This window comes from Roseomonas acroporae, assembly GCF_023223525.1.
In the GTDB taxonomy this organism is placed as follows: Bacteria; Pseudomonadota; Alphaproteobacteria; order Acetobacterales; family Acetobacteraceae; genus Roseomonas_E; species Roseomonas_E acroporae.
Genome location: NZ_JALPRX010000029.1, coordinates 79,050 through 95,965 on the forward strand (window position 1 = coordinate 79,050; position 16,916 = coordinate 95,965).

Genomic DNA, 16,916 nt, shown 5'->3' on the forward strand with positions numbered 1-16,916 from the left:
GCTGGCTCATTCCCGGTGCTTCCCCTGTCCTTGCCGCACTATCACGCGGCGCGCGGGCGGCGGCCAAGGGGACATGACCGGCCGGGCCGCTCCCGTCCGGTCCCCTCGCGCGCCCGGCCTTCCCGGGGCCCAGGTTCCCTCGCGCGGCGCGGGGTGGTTGCATGACGTGGTCAGGGTGCGGGGAGTCGCGGGGCGATGGCATCGGCGGAGGCGGAGCAGCGCCTCTATCGCGCATTGTACGAACGCTTCCGCGCCTCGATCCTGGGCGGCGAGCTGCCGGCGGGAGCGCGCCTGCCCTCGACGCGGCACGTCGCGGCCGAGGCCGGCGTGTCGCGCAACACCGTGCTGATGGCCTACGAGCAGCTCGTCGCCGAGGGTTACGTCGTGCCGCGCACGGGGCGGGGCACCTTCGTGGCGGATTTCCTGCCGCAGCGGCGCCCCGCCGCGGCTTCGGCCCGATCCGTGGCCGGATCTGCGGCCCGGTCGCCGGTCCGGTCGCCCGCCGGACCGGTCGGGCCGGTGCCGCCGGGCGATGCCCCGCCACCTTCCCTCTCGGCCTATGGCCGCCGGCTGCTCGCGGTCGAGCGGCCGGCGGATCCGGCCGAGAGCTTCCGCCACGACTTCCGCTACGGCCTGCCCGCGCTCTCGGACCTGCCGCGCAAGACATGGACCCGCGCCTGGAACCGCGTCGCGGCGCGGCACGATCTCGGCAGCCTGGGCTATGGGCCGCCCGAGGGGCTGCCGGCGCTGCGCCAGGGCCTCGTCGCCTACCTCAAGCGGCTGCGCGCCGTCTCCTGCGGGCCGGAGAGCCTGATCGTCGTCAACGGCGCGCGCCAGGCGCTGGACCTGATCGGCCGGGCGCTGATCGACCCGGGCGACCTGGTGGCGCTGGAGGAGCCGCACTATCCGGGGGCGCGGGAGGGCTTCCAGGTGCTGGGAGCGAGCCTGGTGGCGATCCCGGTGGACGCGGAGGGCATCGAGGTCGGCCGGCTGGCGGCGTTGGCGCGGCCGCCGAAGCTCGTCTTCGTCACGCCGTCGCACCAGCTTCCGCTCGGCGTGGTGATGCCGGTGTCGCGCCGGCTGGCCCTGCTGGACTGGGCGGCGCGCACCGGGGCGCTGATCGTCGAGGACGACTACAACAGCGAGTTCCGCTACGCCGGCCGGCCGATCGAGGCGCTGCAGGCGCTCGATCGCGACGGGCGGGTGATCTATGTCGGCACCCTCTCCAAGACGCTCTACCCGGCGCTGCGCCTGGGCTACGTGGCCGCGGCGCCGCCGCTGGCGCGGCTGCTGGCGCAGGCGAAATACCTCGCCGACCGCCACACCCCGACCGCGCCGCAGAGCGTGCTGGCCGAGTTCATCCGCTCCGGCCAGTTCGACCGGCATCTCCGGCGCGCGCGCCTGCTCTCGGCGGCGCGGCGCGACGCGCTGCTCGGGGCGCTGCGGACGGAATTCGGCGAGGCGGTGACGATCCAGGGCGCCGAGGCGGGGCTGCACCTCGTCGCCTGGTTCCGGGGGCTGGCGGCGGACCGGGCCGACGCGCTGGTGGCGCAGGCCGCGCGGCGCGGCGTCGGGCTTTCCTCGCTGTCGCGCTACTATCTGGGGCAGGCGCCGTGCGCGGGGGTGATCCTGGGCTATGCGAACCAGGACCCGCCGGCCATCCGGGCCGGGATCGCGGCGCTGCGGGCCGCCATGGCCCCGGAGCTGGCGCGATAGGGGGGCGGCGGCGCCCGCCCGTTTCCGGGCCGGGCCGTGGCGCCCGGGCGGCGTCGCCGCGCGGGTGCCGTCCAGGCGGCGCTGCGAGGCCGCCGATCGGCACCCGTCGCCCCGGCGCATCGCGAGGCATCGTCGGGCGATAGGCACGCCGGAGCGGGCGGAAGCCGCGGTCGCGGGGCCTGACCGGCCGCGAGCCATGCCGGCGCCTCCCGCGGCACGGGATAGATTGCCGTTCGTTCAGGCTTCCGCTCGTTCCTGCCATGACATGCGTCTATGATGGCCCGGACGAGCGGCCGACAGGGAATGTCACGGTCGTCTTCCGTATGGGGTTCGTATTGCTGGAACGTGTTGCAGAGCCGCTCGCGGGGACCGGCCGGACAGGGCGGCGCCAGAGCGCCATGGCGCTCGACCGGCTGGCACGGCGGCTCCTGGACGTGCCGGCCGCCTGGCTGCATGCCGAGGGGAGCGGGCCGGACGCTGCCGGCCTCGTCGGACCGGCGCTGGAGCGGGCGCTGGTGGATCTGGCCCTGCGGCAGCCGGGCCAGCCGCTGCTGGTCGAGGATGTCCGGCAGGACGAGCGCCTGGCCGGCCAGGTCGGCGCGTCGGGGGCACGCTTCCTGGGGGCCTGCGCATCCGCCACGCCGACGGGCGATCCGCTGGTCCTCTGCCTCGCCGACGCGCGGCCGCGCCGCTTCGCGGAACCGGAGCGGGAGGCGCTGCGCGATCTCTGCGAGGCCCTGGCCGCCATGGCGGGGCGGACGGCCGGAGGCGACGGCCTGCCGCTGCTGCCGTGGCGGGCCGACGCGGCGGGCCGGCTGCTGCTCGACGGCGCGGCCGACCGGCTGGCGGCGATCGGCCTGCGCGGGGCGCCGGCGGCCTGGCTGCGCCGCGTGCATCCGGCCGATGCCGGCGCGGTGCGCGAGGCGTTGTCGCGCGCCCTCGGCGCCGGCGAGCCCTTCGACATCGAGGCGCGGGTGCGGCAGGCGGCGGGCGGGCATCGCTGGGTCCGGGTCTGCGGCGCGCCGCTGCGCGACAGGACGGGCCGGGTATGGTGCTGGCACGGCATGGCCGAGATGGTGCAGGCGCGCCGCGAGGCGTTCGAGGCGGTGAGCGAGAGCGAGCGCAACCACCGCCTGTCGATGGAGCTGAATCCGCAGCATCTCTGGATCGCCGAGCCGGACGGGCAGGTCACCGTGATGGGCGCGGGCTGGCAGCGCAACATGCGCGTCACCCAGGCGGAAACGGCGGGCGAGGCATGGCGGCAGTACATGCACCCCGACGACGCGCCCGAGGTGCTGCGCCTCTGGCTCGGCTCGCTCGCCAGCGGCGAGCCCTTCGACTACGAATCGCGCTACATGCGCCCGGGCGAGGGCTATCGCTGGGTCCGCTCCAAGGCAGCGCCGCACCGCGATGCCACCGGGCGCATCCTGCGCTGGTACGGCAGCACCGAGGACGTGCACGACCGGCGGATGGCGGAGGAGCGGCTGCGCGAGAGCGAGGAACGGCTCAAGGCGGTGCTGAGCAGCACCGCCGACTATGTCCGCTTCATCGACCGGGAGTGGCGCGTCACCTACCTCAACCGCACCCTGGCGCGGAGCGCGCCGGACGAGGCGCTGCTCGGCCTGACCCTGTGGCAGCACCACCCGGAGCTTGCCGGCACCGAGGCGGAGGTGCTGCTGCGGCGCGCCATGCAGGAGCGCGTGCCGGCGCATTTCGAGATCTTCCTGCGGCATGCCTCGGCCTGGATGGACATCCGCGTCTTCCCGAGCGCCGACGGCCTGTCCATCTTCGCGCAGGACATCACCCGGCAGCGCAAGATGGAGCAGGAGCGCCGGCGGGCGCAGGATCACATCGCCCATCTCGCCCGGCACGACCCGCTCACCGGCCTCGGCAACCGCGTGCTGCTGCAGGAGGCGCTGGCGGCGCATGGCGAGGGTGGCCCGCAGGCGCTGCTCTACCTCGACCTCGACGGCTTCAAGCCGGTGAACGACACGCTGGGCCACGCCGTCGGCGACAGCCTGCTGCGGCAGGTGGCGACGCGCATGGCCGCCTGCGTGTGCGCCGGCGACGTGCTGGCGCGGGTGGGCGGCGACGAGTTCGTGGTGCTCCGGCGCGGCATCGGCCGGGCCGCCGACGCGACCGCGCTCGCCGAGCGGCTGATCCGGGCGATCGGCGACGAGGCCTTCACGATCGGCGACCTGACCGTGAACATCGGCGCGAGCGTGGGGATCGCGATCGATCCGGGCTACGGGCCGGAGGCGGCGGAAGGGGCGGCGAGCCGGGTGGAGCAGGACGCGGCGGGCGGCATGGCGCGGGACGCGGCGGGCAGCATGGCGCCGGAGGCGCTGCTGCGGGCCGCCGACACGGCGCTCTACAGCGCCAAGGCCGAGGGGCGCGGCACCTGGAAGCTGTTCTCCGAGCCGATGCGCCGGCGCACCCAGCAGCGGCAGCACATCCGCCAGCACCTGGGCGAGGCGCTGGAGCAGCATGCGCTGACCCTCGCCTTCCAGCCGCTGGTCTCGCTGGCGCGGAACCGCATCCACTGCTTCGAGGCGCTGCTGCGCTGGCGGGGGCCGGAAGGCAGGGAGGTGCCGCCGGCCGAATTCATCCCGGTGGCCGAGGAAAGCGGCCTGATCGTGCCGTTCGGCGAGTGGGTGCTGCGCGAGGCCTGCCGGGAGGCCGTGCGCTGGCCCGATCCGCTGCACGTCGCGGTGAACCTGTCGCCGCGCCAGTTCCGCAGCCAGAACCTGCTCGGCGCGGTGCGCCGCAGCCTGGCCGAGACGGGCCTCGCGCCGGGGCGGCTGGAGCTCGAGATCACCGAGGCGGTGCTGCTGCACGACAGCGAGGCCAATCTCGCGACGCTGCGGGCGCTGCGGGAGCTCGGGGTGCGGATCGCGCTGGACGATTTCGGCACCGGCCACTCCTCGCTGAGCTACCTCCAGCGCTTTCCGGTGAACAAGATCAAGATCGACCGCTCCTTCGTCGCCGGGCTGCCGGTGGCGGCGGGCGACCGGGCGATCCTGCGCGCGGTGATCGGGCTGGCGCGGACGCTGCAGATCACCGCCACGGCGGAAGGGGTGGAGACGCCGGCGCAGCGCGACTGGCTGCGCGCGGAAGGCTGCGACGAGGCGCAGGGCTACCTGTTCGGCCGGCCGATGCCCGCGGACGCGATCCCCGCTTTCCTGACGGGGCAGTCCTCGGACGCGGCGCCCGTCCCGGCCGGGACGGCGGCGCCCTGCGCCCCGCAGAGCCGATGAACGCACGGGGCCGGGGTGGCCGGCTGCCGCCGGCCGCGGCGCCCTACGGCGAACCGCAATCTGGTTGGGACCGCGGTTCGCCGTAGCTCGTTGTTCCCGGCGCGGATTCACGCCGCCGGGCGTGTCCGCCCGACGGCGATCCGCCCTATCGGAGGACCAGCAGCCGGGCCGGCTGCCCGGTGCGCAGCACCACGATGGCGTTCTGCCGGAAGCGGCGCGCCAGCACGGCGGCGCGGCGCGGGTCGGCGGCGAGCAGCAGGTGCCGCTCGGCCCAGCGGCGGTCGCGGCCGCTGCCCTCGGCCAGCGACAGGCGGCGGGCCATGCGGCGCAGCCGGTCGTGCAGGCGCCGGTTCCACCCGTCCGGCATGCGCCGGCTGCGCGGATTCGAGGCGCCGACGAAGGCTGCCTGCCGGGTGCCGGCGCGGCGCAGCAGCGCGTCCAGGGCCGGGCTGCGCCGGCCCACCCGGGCGATCAGCCCCGCCGCCTCGTAGGCGGTGCGCCGGTAGGCGGCCCGCAGCGCCGGGGACGGCGCGGCGCGGCCGGCGGCGGGCGGCATCACGGCAGGTGCAGCAGCACGGCCTTGAGATAGGCGCTTTCCGGCAGCAGCGGGTGCAGCGGGTGGTCGGGGGCGGCGCCGCCCTGGAACAGCACGCGGGAATCGCGGCCGGCGCGGCCGAGGCCCCACAGCACCTGCTCGGCGAATTCCCCGGGCGAGACGTGGTGCGAGCAGGAGGCGACGAAGAGGAAGCCGCCGGGCGCGACCAGCGGCGCGGCGAGCCGCACCATCTTGCCGTAGCCGCGCAGCCCGGCCGCGTGGTCCTTGCGCGACTTCACGAAGGCCGGCGGGTCGCACACCACCACGTCGAAGCGCTCGCCGGCGGCGCCGAGGCGCTCCAGCACGGCGAAGGCCTCGCCGCGCTCGGCGCGCACGCGCGGGGCGAGGCCGTTGCGCGCGGCGGCCTCCAGGGCGAGGGCGAGGGCGGGCTCGGAGCGGTCGAGCAGGGTGACGGACTCCGCCCCGTTGGCGGCGCAGCGCAGGCCGAAGCCGCCGAGGTGGCAGTAGGCGTCGAGCACCCGCGCGCCGGGGGCGAGCTGCGCCACGCGCGCGCGGTTCTCGCGCTGGTCGAAGAACCAGCCGGTCTTCTGGCCGGCCAGCAGGTCCACCGGGATGCGCAGCGGCCCCTCCTCGACCTCGGCCACGGGATCGGTGCCGAGCAGCAGGCGCTTCTCGTCGGGCAGCCCCTCCAGCGTGCGCACGCCGGCGTCGTTGCGCGCGACGACGACGCGCGGGGCGAGCAGGCCGGCGAGCGCCTCGACCAGCGCCGGGGTCAGCGCCTCCATGCCGGCCGTGTTGGCCTGGAGCGCGAGGGCGTCGCCGTAGCGGTCGATCACGAGGCCGGGCAGCCCGTCCGCCTCGGCATGCACGAGGCGGTAATGGGCGGAGCCGGGGAACAGGCGTTCGCGCAGGCGCAGCGCGGCGGCGAGGCGGGCGGCGCACCAGCCGGCGTCGATGGCGGCGTCCGGGTCGGCGTCGAGCCGGCGGGCGGCGATCAGGCTGTGCGGGTTGAAGTGCCAGGCGCCCTGCGCGACGCCGTCATCCCCTTCCAGCCGCACCACGCTGCCGGGCGGCAGGGCGCGGGCGGCCGGGGTCATGGCGATCTCGTTGGAGAAGGCCCAGGGATAGCCGGTGCGGACCCGGCGGTGGTGGCCGGGGAGCAGGCGCAGGACCGGACGGGCGTCGGGGGCGATGGGGCTGGGCATGGCGCGGCGGACCATGGCGAGGCCGGGCAGCGGACGCAACACGGGACCGGGATGCCGCCCGCGCCGCGACGCCATGACGGGGTGCCACGGAGTGGCACCATGGAGGGCGCCATGGCGGGATGCGGGGACAGGAGGCGGGTGGCCGGCGCCCCGCCAGGGGGGCGCGTGGCCGGCGCGGAGGCGTCCGGCGGCCGCTCAGCCCCGGCCGTAGCGCAGCACCACCGCGCCGCGCGGATCGCCCTCGGCGTAGCGCGGCACCAGGGCGGCGTCGGCGCCGGGCTGTCCGCCGAGCCAGACGCCGTACAGCCCTTCCAGCGCGCCGATCACCCAGTTGCCGGCCGGATCCTCGCCGGCGGGAACCAGCGGGGCGGCATTGTGCGTGATGCGCAGGCCCGGCGCGTCCACCTCGGCCTCGATGCGGACGCAACCCCAGTCGATCAGGGCCAGTGCATCGTTCATGCGCGCTTCCATCTCGGGCAGCTCGGCGCAGGGCGGCAGCGGCAGCGCGGCACCGAGGCGCGCACCCACCGCCCGCATCAGCGCGTTGCGCGAGGCCGCGTCGAGATGCCCGTCCAGCGTCTCCACCAGCGCCCGCACGAAGCCGCGCCATTGCGGGGACACGTCGCGCCGGCGGAGGTAGGCGAGCATGTCGGGGTCGGCTGCGGTCATGGCCATCCTGTCCGGGAGCGGTCCTGTTCGGAGGGGCCCGTGCGCGTGCCGGTCCAGCGGCGGCGCGCGCGCGGCATTCGGGGCGGCGTGCGCGCCGCCATGGCCGGCGCCGGCGGCCGATCCGTCAACGGTCGAAGCGGTAGCGGGCGAAGAGCAGGCCCCTGGTCTCGTTCCAGTTTCCGGTGCTGTCGAAGCGGACCAGCGCGCCGAGACGGAAATTCGGCGTCACCGCGTACTCGATGTTGCCGCGCACGCCGCCGATGAGGCCGGACTGGCGCTGGCTCGCCGAGCGGGTGGGGATGGTGGGATCGGCCGCGGCGAGGGCCTCCAGCAGGTTCTGCGCGGCGGCGTTGGTGGGAAAGATCCGCTCGCTGCGCTCCCGGTAGTGCTGGTAGCCGATCGTGCCGCCGATCCGGTAGGCGAGGTTCTCGGTGCGGCCGCGATAGTCCACCGGCAGGCTGGCGGCGACGTACTGCTGCGGGCTGAAGTAGCCGCCGTTGCCGAAGGTGAAGGCGCGCTGGTTGTTGTCGTAGGCGAAGTAGACGAGATCGGCGCCCGCGGTCAGCTCGTCGTTCCGGCGCCTGAACACCGTCCAGGCGGCGCCGGCGCCGGCCTGGATCACGGCGTTGTCGCGCACGTTCTCGCCGTCGATGGCCGAGTAGCCGCCGCCGATGTAGGTGGTGACGGGGCCGGTGGTCAGCTCGAGCTGCGCGCGCCCGCCGTTGCGCGAGACGGCGCCCCAGTTGAGGCCGCTCACCGGCTCCCGCTGGCCGGCCCAGGAGAGCAGGCTGTCGGTGACGGCGCGGCGCTCGCCGGTCAGGCGCAGGCGCAGGTTGCTGGTCAGGGCGGGGGCGGCCTCGATGCCGCCCACGATGTTGCGGCCGCCGCCCATGTCGTCGCGCCGGAAGCCGAGCGGGGTGGTGCCGATATCGAGGCTGAAATTGGGGCGGGCATAGGCGAGGGCGAGGGCCACGCCGCTCGCCGAGCTGTCGACCCAGGAGGCGAGGGCGCTGCGCTGCGCGGCCGTGATTCCCTGCGGCAGGGTGGGATAGATGCCGAAGCCGCGCAGCGTGTTGAGGCTGGTGCCGATCTCCTCGCTGTCGATGGTGGTCGGCGTCGCCCGCAGGGCGATGCGGCCGCCGATGCCGCCGCCGGGCGCGAAGGAGGCTTCCAGCGGTGCCGAGAATTCGGTGAGCCGGTCGAGACCGGCGCTGCCGGAGCGGGCGCGTATGGTGGCCGAGGCGGAAAGGCGCGTGCCGGCATCCTCGCGCGCCTGCGCCAGCTCGCGCGCGATGTCGGCCGCGAGCGGATCGCCCGCGACCGCCATCTGCGCCGCGCCGAGCGGGGCATCCGGGCCGGGCGACGCGGCCGGCGCGCCGTCGCGGCGGAACGGGTTGCCGGATGGCGCCATGGGCGGCGAGGCGGCGCCGAAAGGCGTGGCCACCATCGGCCCGTCCATCGGCACAACCCCGCCGGCCTGCTGCCGGTGCTGCGCCGCGGCGCGCTCGGCGGCGTTCAGGGCGCGGCGGTAGTCGCCGGTGCTGCGGGCGAGGCGCGCCTCGGCCAGCGAGACGCGCGGCTCGTCCGGCTCCAGGGAGCGGGCCTCGGCCAGCAGCACCTCGGCGCGGCGCGTGTCGCCGGCGGCGATGGCGGCATCGGCGGCGCCCAGGCGGGCCTCGAGCGAGCGCGGATCGCGCGCCAGCACCGACTCGGCGACGCGCTGCGCCTGGCGCGGCTGGCCTGCCCCTTGGTAGAGCCGCGCCAGGGCGAGGTTGGCGGCGGGGCTTTCCGGGTTGGCGGCGAGGGCCGGGGCAAGCCGGTCGAAGGCCGCGGCCTGGTTGCCCGAATCGTTCAGCTGGTCCGATTCGCGGATGGCGAGGCCGCTGCGCAGGCTGGCCAGGGAGCGCCGCTGGTCGCCGGTGAGGTCCGGCGCGGCGTCGAGGCCGGCGGTCAGCGCCAGGGCCACGTTCGGCATGCCGGCGGCGAGCAGCGCGTCGGCGAGGGCGAGGCGCGCCGTCGGCGTGGCGGGGTTGGCGGACTGGTAGGCCCGCACCGCCGCCGCCAGGCCGTTGCGGTCGCCGAGGTCGCCGAAGGCGCGCACCACCTGCGAGACGCCGGCGGCGGTGGGGTCGGGGCGGGCGGCGATGGCGAGCAGGCGGGCGCGGCCCTCCGGCAGGCCCTGCGCGGCGAGGGCGAAGGCGGCGCGCACCTCGCCGGCCTGTCGGGTCTGGGCCAGCAGCCGGCTCATGTCGGCGGTGCGCAGGCGCGGCGGGATGCGCTCCAGCAGTTCGGCGGCCTCGGCGGCGCGGTTGTCCTCCTGCGCGAACAGGGCGGCGGCGTAGAGCGCGTCGGCGCCCGGCCGGGCGAGGCCGCTCGTATCCATCACCGCGCGCGCCTCGGCGGCACGGCCGTCGCGCAGCAGGGCGCGGGCGAGATCGAGACGGGCCCAGGGCGAGGACGGGTCGGCCTGGATGGCCTCGCGCAGCAATTGCTGGGCTGCCGCCGGGTCCTGGGTGCGGCCGGCCTCGGCACGCAGCGTGTCGGCGCGGGTGCGGGCGGCGCCGGCGGCGGCGGCGGGGCCGGCGCGGCGCAGGATCTCCTCGGCCTCGGCGAAGCGGCCCTGCTGCTGCAGCGCGTTGCCGAGGCCGGCCAGCGCCGCCGTCAGGTCGGGGCGGCGGGCGAGGGCGGCGCGGTAGCGTTCCTCGGCGCCGGCGACATCGCCGCGCCGGAGCGCGATGTCGCCGAGCAGCGCCTCGGCGTCGGCGCGGTCGGGACCGTTGCGGCGGATGGCGTTGCGCAGAGTCGCGTCGGCGGCGTCGAACTGGCCGCGCGCGATCTGTCCGCGCGCGACGGCGAGCTGGTCGACGTAGGAGGCGCCTTCGAGCGCCTGTTGCCAGCGGGAGCGGCTGGCCGGGTTGGCGGCGATGGCCTGCTCCAGCAGCCGCCGCGCCTCGGCGTTGCGGCCCTGGCGCAGGCGCACGATGCCGAGGCCGCCGAGCGCGTCGGAATCGTCGGCATCGAGGGCCAGCACCGACTCGAACTCGCGCGCGGCGTCGGCGAGGCGGCCGCGGTTGAGCTGCTCGAAGCCGCGGACGCGGCCATCGCCGGCGGCGTCGCCCGCATTGGCCGGCTGGTTGCGCGCCTCCTGGAGACGCTGGCGCACGGCGGTGTCGTCCGGGTGCGCCTGCAGGAAGGCTTCCAGCCCGGGGATCGCGGCCTGGTTGGCGCCCGCGAACAGGGTGGCCTGGCGCCAGGCGTTGAGGGCGGCGGTGGCGACGGCGTTGTCCGGGCTGCGCGACAGCTCGCGCAACTGGGCGATGCCCTCGGCACGGGTGGCGTCCCGGTAGGACAGAACCTGGGCATAGGCGAGGCGAAGCCGCGTATCGGCCGGCGAGCGGGCGGCGAGGCGGCCGAGCGCCGCGCGCGCCTCGTCGAAGCCGTCCGGCGTGCCGGCGAGGGTCTGGTAGAATTCCAGCGCGTAGGCATCGGGCGGCGCGCTGCCGCGGAACACGGCGCGGTAGCGCTGGATCGCCTCGGCGGTGCGGCCGGCCTGCGCCAGCCGGCGTGCCTCGGCGATCTCGTTCTGGTCGGAGGTCAGGGCGCGGACCGTGATGTCCGTCTGGCCGAGGCGCGGGGTGCCCGGGGCGGCCTGGCGCAGCCGGGCGAGATAGGCATCGGCGGCGCGGCGGTTGCCCATCTGCGCGGCGGCCTCGGCGGCGCCGGACAGCGCCTCGGCGTTGCGCGGATCGGCGGCCAGGACGCGCTCCATGATGCGCAGCACCTGTTCCGGCCGGCTCTGCAGCCGCCAGTAATTCGCCTGCTCCAGCAGGATGGCGATGGCGCTGCCGGCGGCCGGCGCGGATGGCGGCGCCGGTTCGGCCGGTGCCGGCGTCTGCGCCGGGGGCGCGTTGGCGGCCTGTGCCGGTGCTGGTGCCGTTATCTGTGCCTGGGCCGGCGCCTGGGCCGACGGCGTTCCGCCAACGGGTGGCGGAGGGGGTTGCCGCTGGACGGGCGGGACGCCTTGCGCCAGGGCGGCCGGCCCTCCGGTGAGCGGCAGGGCGGCGAGGAGGGCAAGCAGCGCGGCGTGCCGGCAGGGTGCGGCGGCAGTCGGCGCCCGGCCGGGGCGCTCTCCGCCACGGCCCTGGCGCGTCGCGGCCGGCCCCTGCGGTGATGCCATGGGCCGGGACAGGGGGCGGCCGGGCGTGCTGGGGTGGCTCATACCGTGCGGGCCCGCAGGCGGCGGGCGGCACGTCGCCGCATCGCCCAGTAGATGGGGATCGAGATCAGCATCGCGGCCAGCATGGCGCTGGCGAGCAGCAGTTCGGGCCGGCCGCCCAGCCAGTATTGCGGCCACAGCCAGAACGGCAGTGAGCCCACGGCGTAGGTGCCGCCGACGCGGAAGCTGGAGACCTGTCCGCCGGAGAGGATGGCGAGGTCGCCCTGGATCCGGGAGAGCTGGTTGGGGTCGCGCAGCACCGCCAGCATCTGCTCCACCGCCTGCGGCGTGGCGCCGGTGAGGGCGAGGACCGAGCGGCCCGAGCGAAGCGGGGATTCGAAGCCGATCAGGGCGCCGAGCCCGTCCGCCGGGACCGCCAGCAGGGCCGAGGCGCGCGCCCGCTCCTCGGCGACGTCGCCATCCCAGAACAGATGCCGGAAGTTCGCCATCGCGTCGGGCAGGTTGACGCTGATCCGGTTGCCCTCCGCCTGGATCGGGGCGTCGCGCAGGAGCTGGGTCAGCGCGGGCTGGCGGTTGAGCGCGCCGATCACCACCAGATCCTTGTCGGCCTGCGTCTCCAGCCCGCCGGGGCGGGTGATGGTCAGGCCGGTGGCGGGCAGGCCCACCGTCGCGGCGAGGCGGCCGACGAGGCCGAGGAAGGCGGTCAGCTCGGCCGTGTTGGGACGATCGGGCAGCACGAAGGCCGTCTCGGAGAGGTCGGCCATGCGGGTGTAGGGGAAGCCGGAGCTCGCGAACATGGCGAGGTTGGGCAGCACGGCGAAGCGATAGCCGCGCGAGAGGTCGATGGTGCTGTCGGGGTCGACCGCGGCGCGGATGTCGCCGGGCACCGCGACGCAGTCGCCGCGGTTGAGCGGCCGCATGTCGAAGCGGAGCTGCAGCTCGTTCTGGCCGAACAGCAGGTAGGGCGGCATCTGCACCGTGCCCGTCCGCCGCTCGCTGTAGCCGAGCTGGCGCTGCAGCCAGCTCCAGGGCCAGCTCGGCTCCGGGCCGATCAGCGGGAAGGAGCGCAGGTAGATGCCGTTCACCGAGGCGTCGAGGCGGGAGACGGCGAGGTCCAGCACCGGGCCGGGGGGCGAGCGGTAGCGGATCTCGGCCTGCATCGAGCGGTTGCGCCAGGTGTAGAGGTCCGGCGCGGTGCGGAACGGGACCGCGATGGCGCCAGGCGAGTAGCCACCCGCCTGCAGCTCCGACGGGTCCATGATCTCGGCGAAGCGCACGGGGCGGTCGGTGCGGATCCAGCGTGGCGCGTCGTAGGGCTGGCGCGGCGGCAGGTTGGCCACCTGCACCGCCGCCGTCTCGCCGGCCAGCGCCTGGTTGCCGGCGACCAGGGCGGCGGCAGCGGTGGCCGCCTCGGCGGCGGAGCGGCCCGCGATCACCAGCAGCAGCCCCTCGGGGTCGTTGGGGTTGGGCACGAGGGCGAGGGTCGGCCCCTCGACGCGCGGCAGGGCGACGCCCGGCACCGAATCCGGACCGGTCGCAAGGACCACGGCGTTGCCCTGGGGGGGCACGCTCGGCTGCACCGGGAAGTCGGCGCCGCGGTAATCGGCCTGAACGGCGAACCAGGAGGTCGCGATCGCCGCGGCGCGGAGGAGGTCGTTGCCGGCGGTTTCCGGCAGCACCACGGGCAGGCGCAGCGGGGTGCGCAGCACGCGCGGGTCGAAGAAGGGCTCGGGGAGCCGGGAGAGGTCGGGCTGGATCGGCAGGTGCTGCAGGGTGAGCTGCACCGTGGAGAGCTCCGACACCGTGGTCCAGAGCAGGCCGGAGAGCGGGTCGTTGCACTCCACCGCGTAGCGGCCGGAGAAGCGGAAGTTCAGCCGGTTGGCGTCGGTGAAGAAGACCGGATTGAGCGGGAACTCGGTGGGGCCGAAGGTCGGCCGCGCGCGGTCGGGCTGGATCGCGCCGACGAACTGGTCGTTCAGCGTGATGGCGAGCTGCGACAGCTCGGGGATCAGCGCGGGCGAGGTGGCGCCCTGCACGGTCAGGCGCGCATCGGTCACCACCTCGTCGCCGCGCACGCCGAACAGCACGCCCTGCAGGTCCGAGGTGCCGCGCAGTTGCATCGGGCCGCCGAGGCCGAGCTGGCGCAGCGTGCGGGTGACGCGGCGGCTGCCCCCGGCATCGGGCGCGGGCGCCACGGCAGGCGGCGCCGGGGAGGCCGGCACGGGAGCCGGGGCCGGCGCGGTGGGGACGGCGCGGGCCGGCGGTGCCGGCGGGAGCTGTTGCGGCCCCTGCGCCTGGGCGGGGCGCGGCACGGCGGAGGCGAGCAGGCCGAGCAGCAGCACGGCGGCGCGGCCCGCGGCCGGCACGCGCGACGGCGTCTCGGCCCTGGCGCCGCCGGTCGGCGGCCGCCGGTCGCGCGCCCGGCGGCCGCGCGGGGAGAATTGCGCGCCGCCGGTGAACAGGGCGGCGATGTTCAGCATCACCTCCAGGAAGGAGCGGAAGGGGCGGTCGGGGCGGTTGTCGTCCCAGTTCACCCAGGCATCGGCGCGGCAGAGCACCGCGCGGACGATCTGGCCCTCGTCGCGTATGTCCTGCGGGGTGAAGCGGATCTGCAGCCGGCCGTCATGCCAGCGCAGCACCTGGCCGGGGATCAGCACCCGGTCCGGGCCGAGGTCCAGTTCGATCCGGATGGGCGTCTCGTCCTCCAGCGTGGCCGGGCGCTCCGCCGTCAGCGCGGCACCGCCCAGCGACAGGTCGTGGGTCCGGCCCTCGATCAGGCGGCCATCGGGCAGGTGCACCACGGCGGGCAGCACGGCGGCGACGCGGGCGCGCTCGCGCACCTGGCGCCGCTCGCGGCCGACCGCGATGCCGGCCCCCACGGTGACGAGGCAGAAGGTGGCCCAGATGGCGTTGAGCAGGTAGGCCTGGAACTCGATGCTGCCGACCGGGTGGACGATGGCGCCGTGGATGCCGATCAGGATGCCGACCAGCAGCACCAGGCCGAGCACCGCGTTGGGGCCGACCGCGCGCAGGTCGAGGAAGCCTTCCTGCAGCATGCCGCCCTTGTCGGTCACGTTGAACTTGCCGCGCGTGGGGTCGACCAGCGTGGCGAGGGTGACGGGAACGAGCCAGAGCGCCAGCACCGCCTCGTAGATCTCGCTCCAGAAGGAGTGCCGGACCTTGCTCTGCATGCGGCTCGCCGTGGCGACGGAGTGGACGATATGCGGCGCCGCGTAGGCGACGATGGCGAGGGGCGAGGCGGCGATCACGCTCTGGCCGAACAGCAGGTAGGCGAGCGGCGAGGTGAGGAAGACGAGCCGCGGCAGCGGGAACAGGAACGAGAACATCGCCATGAAGTAGCAGAGGCGCTGCGGCAGGCTGAGCCCGTCGGCGAAGAGCGGGTTCTCGATGCGCAGGATCTGCACCATGCCGCGTGCCCAGCGGGAACGCTGGCCGATGTGCAGCATCAGGCGCTCGGTGGCGAGGCCGGCGGCAAGCGGCAGGCGGAGGTAGGCGGTGTTCCAGCCGCGCCGCTGCATCTTCAGCGAGCAGTGGCAGTCCTCGGTGACGGTGGCGTGCGGCACGCCGCCCACCTCCTCCAGCGCGGTGCGCCGGATCACGGCGCAGGAACCGCAGAAGAAGGTCGCGTTCCAGAGGTCGTTGCCCTGCTGCACCAGCCCGTAGAAGAGCAGCCCCTCGTTCGGGGTGCGCTTGCCGGTGTGCAGGTTCCGCTCGAACGGGTCGGGTGAGTAGAAATGGTGCGGCGTCTGGATCATGGCCAGGCGCCGGTCGCGCAGCATCCAGCCCAGGGTGAGCTGGAGGAAGGCGCGCGTCGGCACGTGGTCGCAGTCGAAGATGGTGATGAACTCGCCCTTCGTCTTGCCGAGCGCGTGGTTGATGTTGCCGGCCTTGGCGCCCTTGTTGTCCGGGCGGATCATGTAGTTGGCGCCGCATGCCTCGGCGAAGAGGCGGAATTCCTCGCGCCTGCCGTCGTCGAGGATGTAGACGTTGAGCTTATCGGGCGGGTAGTCGAGCGCGAGCGCGGCGTAGACCGAGGGCTTCACGATCTCCAGCGCCTCGTTGTAGGTCGGGATGTAGACGTCCACGACCGGCCAGTCGGCGATGTCCGCCGGCATCGGCACCGGCTTGCGGTCCAGCGGCCAGATGGTCTGGAAGTAGGAGAGCGCCAGCACGGTGACGGCATAGACCTCGGCCAGCACCAGGCCGGTGCCGAAGAAGGTCTGCCAGAAGCCGTCGAATTCCAGCGTGTCAGTCACGCGCCAGAAGATGTAGCGGACCGACACCATGATCGAGAACAGCGCCAGGAAGATGGTGACGCCGCGTCCGGGGATGCGGGTCGCGATGAACAGCATCACGAAGCCGACCACGGCGAGCACGGCCTGCTGCACGGCGTCGAGCGGCGTGGTGGCGAAGACGTAGACCAGCGGCAGGGCGAGCAGGGAGAGCAGCGTGCTCTCCAGCGGCGAGCGCAGCAGCCGCGAGCCGCGCCAGCGCCGGATGCCGGCGGCGCTCATGCCAGGCCACGCAGCGGCTCGTTCCGTCCCGTGGCGGTCGGCAGGGCGGCGTCGATGCCGCGGGCGATCTCGCGCAGGTCCTCGGCCGCGAGGCTGGTCGGGGCGAAGTCGAGCAGGAGGCACTGGCAGGCCACCGCCTCGGCGATCGCCTGGTCGCGCGCGACGGCGCCGATCACGCGCGGCCCCATCAGGCGGATGACCGCCTCGGCGGCGGCGCGGCTCAGTCTCTGTTCCATGTCCACCTGATTCAGCACCACGCGCAGTCTGACATCGAGCGCCGTGGCGGCAGCGCCCGTGCCCAGGAAGCGGCCGGAGCTGATCTCCGGCACCAGCGCGGCGCTGGTGGCGTCGGCCAGCATCACGGCGATCAGCAGCGTCGACATCGGCGCGAGCAGGGCCAGGGCCGGCGTGGCCCCCGGCGCGGTGTCGGCGATCACCAGCAGGTCGGGATCGGCGAGCATCTCGCGCAGCGGTGTCAGCAGCAGTTCCGGCTCGCGCTCCAGCAGGCGGGCCAGCGCGAGCGCGCCGGGCAGGTCCGTGCCGCCGTGCGGCAGCAGCAGAAGGCCCGACGGGGTGGTGCGCAGGGCATGCCGCCAGCCGGCCCGGCGCGGCAGGTCCGTCATGAAGCCGATGCCGTCGGTCAGCGACACGCCGAAGTGGAGCCGCAGGGTGTTCTGCGGGTCGAGGTCGATGAGCACGACGCGGCGCCCCTGGCGATGCAGCGCATCGGCGACGTTGGCGGCGAGGGTGGTCTTGCCGACCCCGCCCTTGGGCGAGGCGAAGCTGATCAGTGGCATGCTT

Annotated in this window: 8 protein-coding genes; 2 read left to right on the plus strand and 6 right to left on the minus strand. The window is 75.2% G+C overall.

Annotated features, from left to right (window positions below; translation table 11 throughout):
- Window positions 1-195: 195 nt before the first annotated feature.
- Both pdxR and M0638_RS07980 read left to right on the plus strand, forming a co-directional pair.
- The gene (gene pdxR, locus M0638_RS07975) at window positions 196-1,716 is read left to right on the plus strand and encodes a MocR-like pyridoxine biosynthesis transcription factor PdxR (protein ID WP_248666440.1); all 1,521 of its coding nucleotides are present in this window, start codon (window positions 196-198) and stop codon (window positions 1,714-1,716) included.
- A 398-nt stretch (window positions 1,717-2,114) separates the two neighbouring features.
- Window positions 2,115-4,973, plus strand: coding sequence for a bifunctional diguanylate cyclase/phosphodiesterase (locus M0638_RS07980; RefSeq protein ID WP_282571904.1), 2,859 nt, complete (start codon window positions 2,115-2,117; stop codon window positions 4,971-4,973).
- Window positions 4,974-5,118: 145 nt separating this feature from the next.
- On the opposite strand, the gene M0638_RS07985 is transcribed toward M0638_RS07980, so the two are convergent.
- The 6 genes from M0638_RS07985 to M0638_RS08010 all read right to left on the minus strand — a co-directional run bounded on the left by M0638_RS07985 (window position 5,119) and on the right by M0638_RS08010 (window position 16,912).
- Window positions 5,119-5,529 (minus strand): DUF3293 domain-containing protein, encoded by a 411-nt coding sequence (locus M0638_RS07985; RefSeq protein ID WP_248666441.1) that lies wholly within the window; start codon window positions 5,527-5,529, stop codon window positions 5,119-5,121.
- Window positions 5,529-6,776, minus strand: coding sequence for a class I SAM-dependent rRNA methyltransferase (locus M0638_RS07990; protein WP_345893008.1), 1,248 nt, complete (start codon window positions 6,774-6,776; stop codon window positions 5,529-5,531). Before M0638_RS07990 ends, M0638_RS07985 begins: the two co-directional genes overlap by 1 nt.
- 153 nt (window positions 6,777-6,929) lie before the next feature.
- Entirely contained in the window at window positions 6,930-7,403 is a 474-nt protein-coding gene (gene bcsD, locus M0638_RS07995; RefSeq protein ID WP_248666442.1) for a cellulose biosynthesis protein BcsD, read from the minus strand.
- 124 nt (window positions 7,404-7,527) lie between these two features.
- On the minus strand, window positions 7,528-11,622 hold the full coding sequence (locus M0638_RS08000) for a cellulose biosynthesis protein BcsC (protein ID WP_345893009.1): 4,095 nt from the start codon (window positions 11,620-11,622) through the stop codon (window positions 7,528-7,530).
- Window positions 11,619-16,115, minus strand: coding sequence for a UDP-forming cellulose synthase catalytic subunit (gene bcsA / locus M0638_RS08005; protein WP_248666444.1), 4,497 nt, complete (start codon window positions 16,113-16,115; stop codon window positions 11,619-11,621). Before bcsA ends, M0638_RS08000 begins: the two co-directional genes overlap by 4 nt.
- Window positions 16,112-16,912 (minus strand): cellulose synthase operon protein YhjQ/BcsQ, encoded by an 801-nt coding sequence (locus tag M0638_RS08010; RefSeq protein ID WP_248666445.1) that lies wholly within the window; start codon window positions 16,910-16,912, stop codon window positions 16,112-16,114. The genes bcsA and M0638_RS08010 overlap by 4 nt, the downstream gene beginning before the upstream one ends.
- Window positions 16,913-16,916 lie beyond the last annotated feature (4 nt).

What these genes read in the sequence shown, in the direction of transcription:
- M0638_RS07985 (WP_248666441.1), bottom strand. Translation starts at nt 5,529, where the DNA reads ATGCCGCCCGCCGCCGGCCGCGCCGCGCCGTCCCCGGCGCTGCGGGCC.
- pdxR (WP_248666440.1), top strand. Translation starts at nt 196, where the DNA reads ATGGCATCGGCGGAGGCGGAGCAGCGCCTCTATCGCGCATTGTACGAA.
- M0638_RS08010 (WP_248666445.1), bottom strand. Translation starts at nt 16,912, where the DNA reads ATGCCACTGATCAGCTTCGCCTCGCCCAAGGGCGGGGTCGGCAAGACC.
- M0638_RS07980 (WP_282571904.1), top strand. Translation starts at nt 2,115, where the DNA reads ATGGCGCTCGACCGGCTGGCACGGCGGCTCCTGGACGTGCCGGCCGCC.
- M0638_RS08000 (WP_345893009.1), bottom strand. Translation starts at nt 11,622, where the DNA reads ATGAGCCACCCCAGCACGCCCGGCCGCCCCCTGTCCCGGCCCATGGCA.
- bcsD (WP_248666442.1), bottom strand. Translation starts at nt 7,403, where the DNA reads ATGACCGCAGCCGACCCCGACATGCTCGCCTACCTCCGCCGGCGCGAC.
- bcsA (WP_248666444.1), bottom strand. Translation starts at nt 16,115, where the DNA reads ATGAGCGCCGCCGGCATCCGGCGCTGGCGCGGCTCGCGGCTGCTGCGC.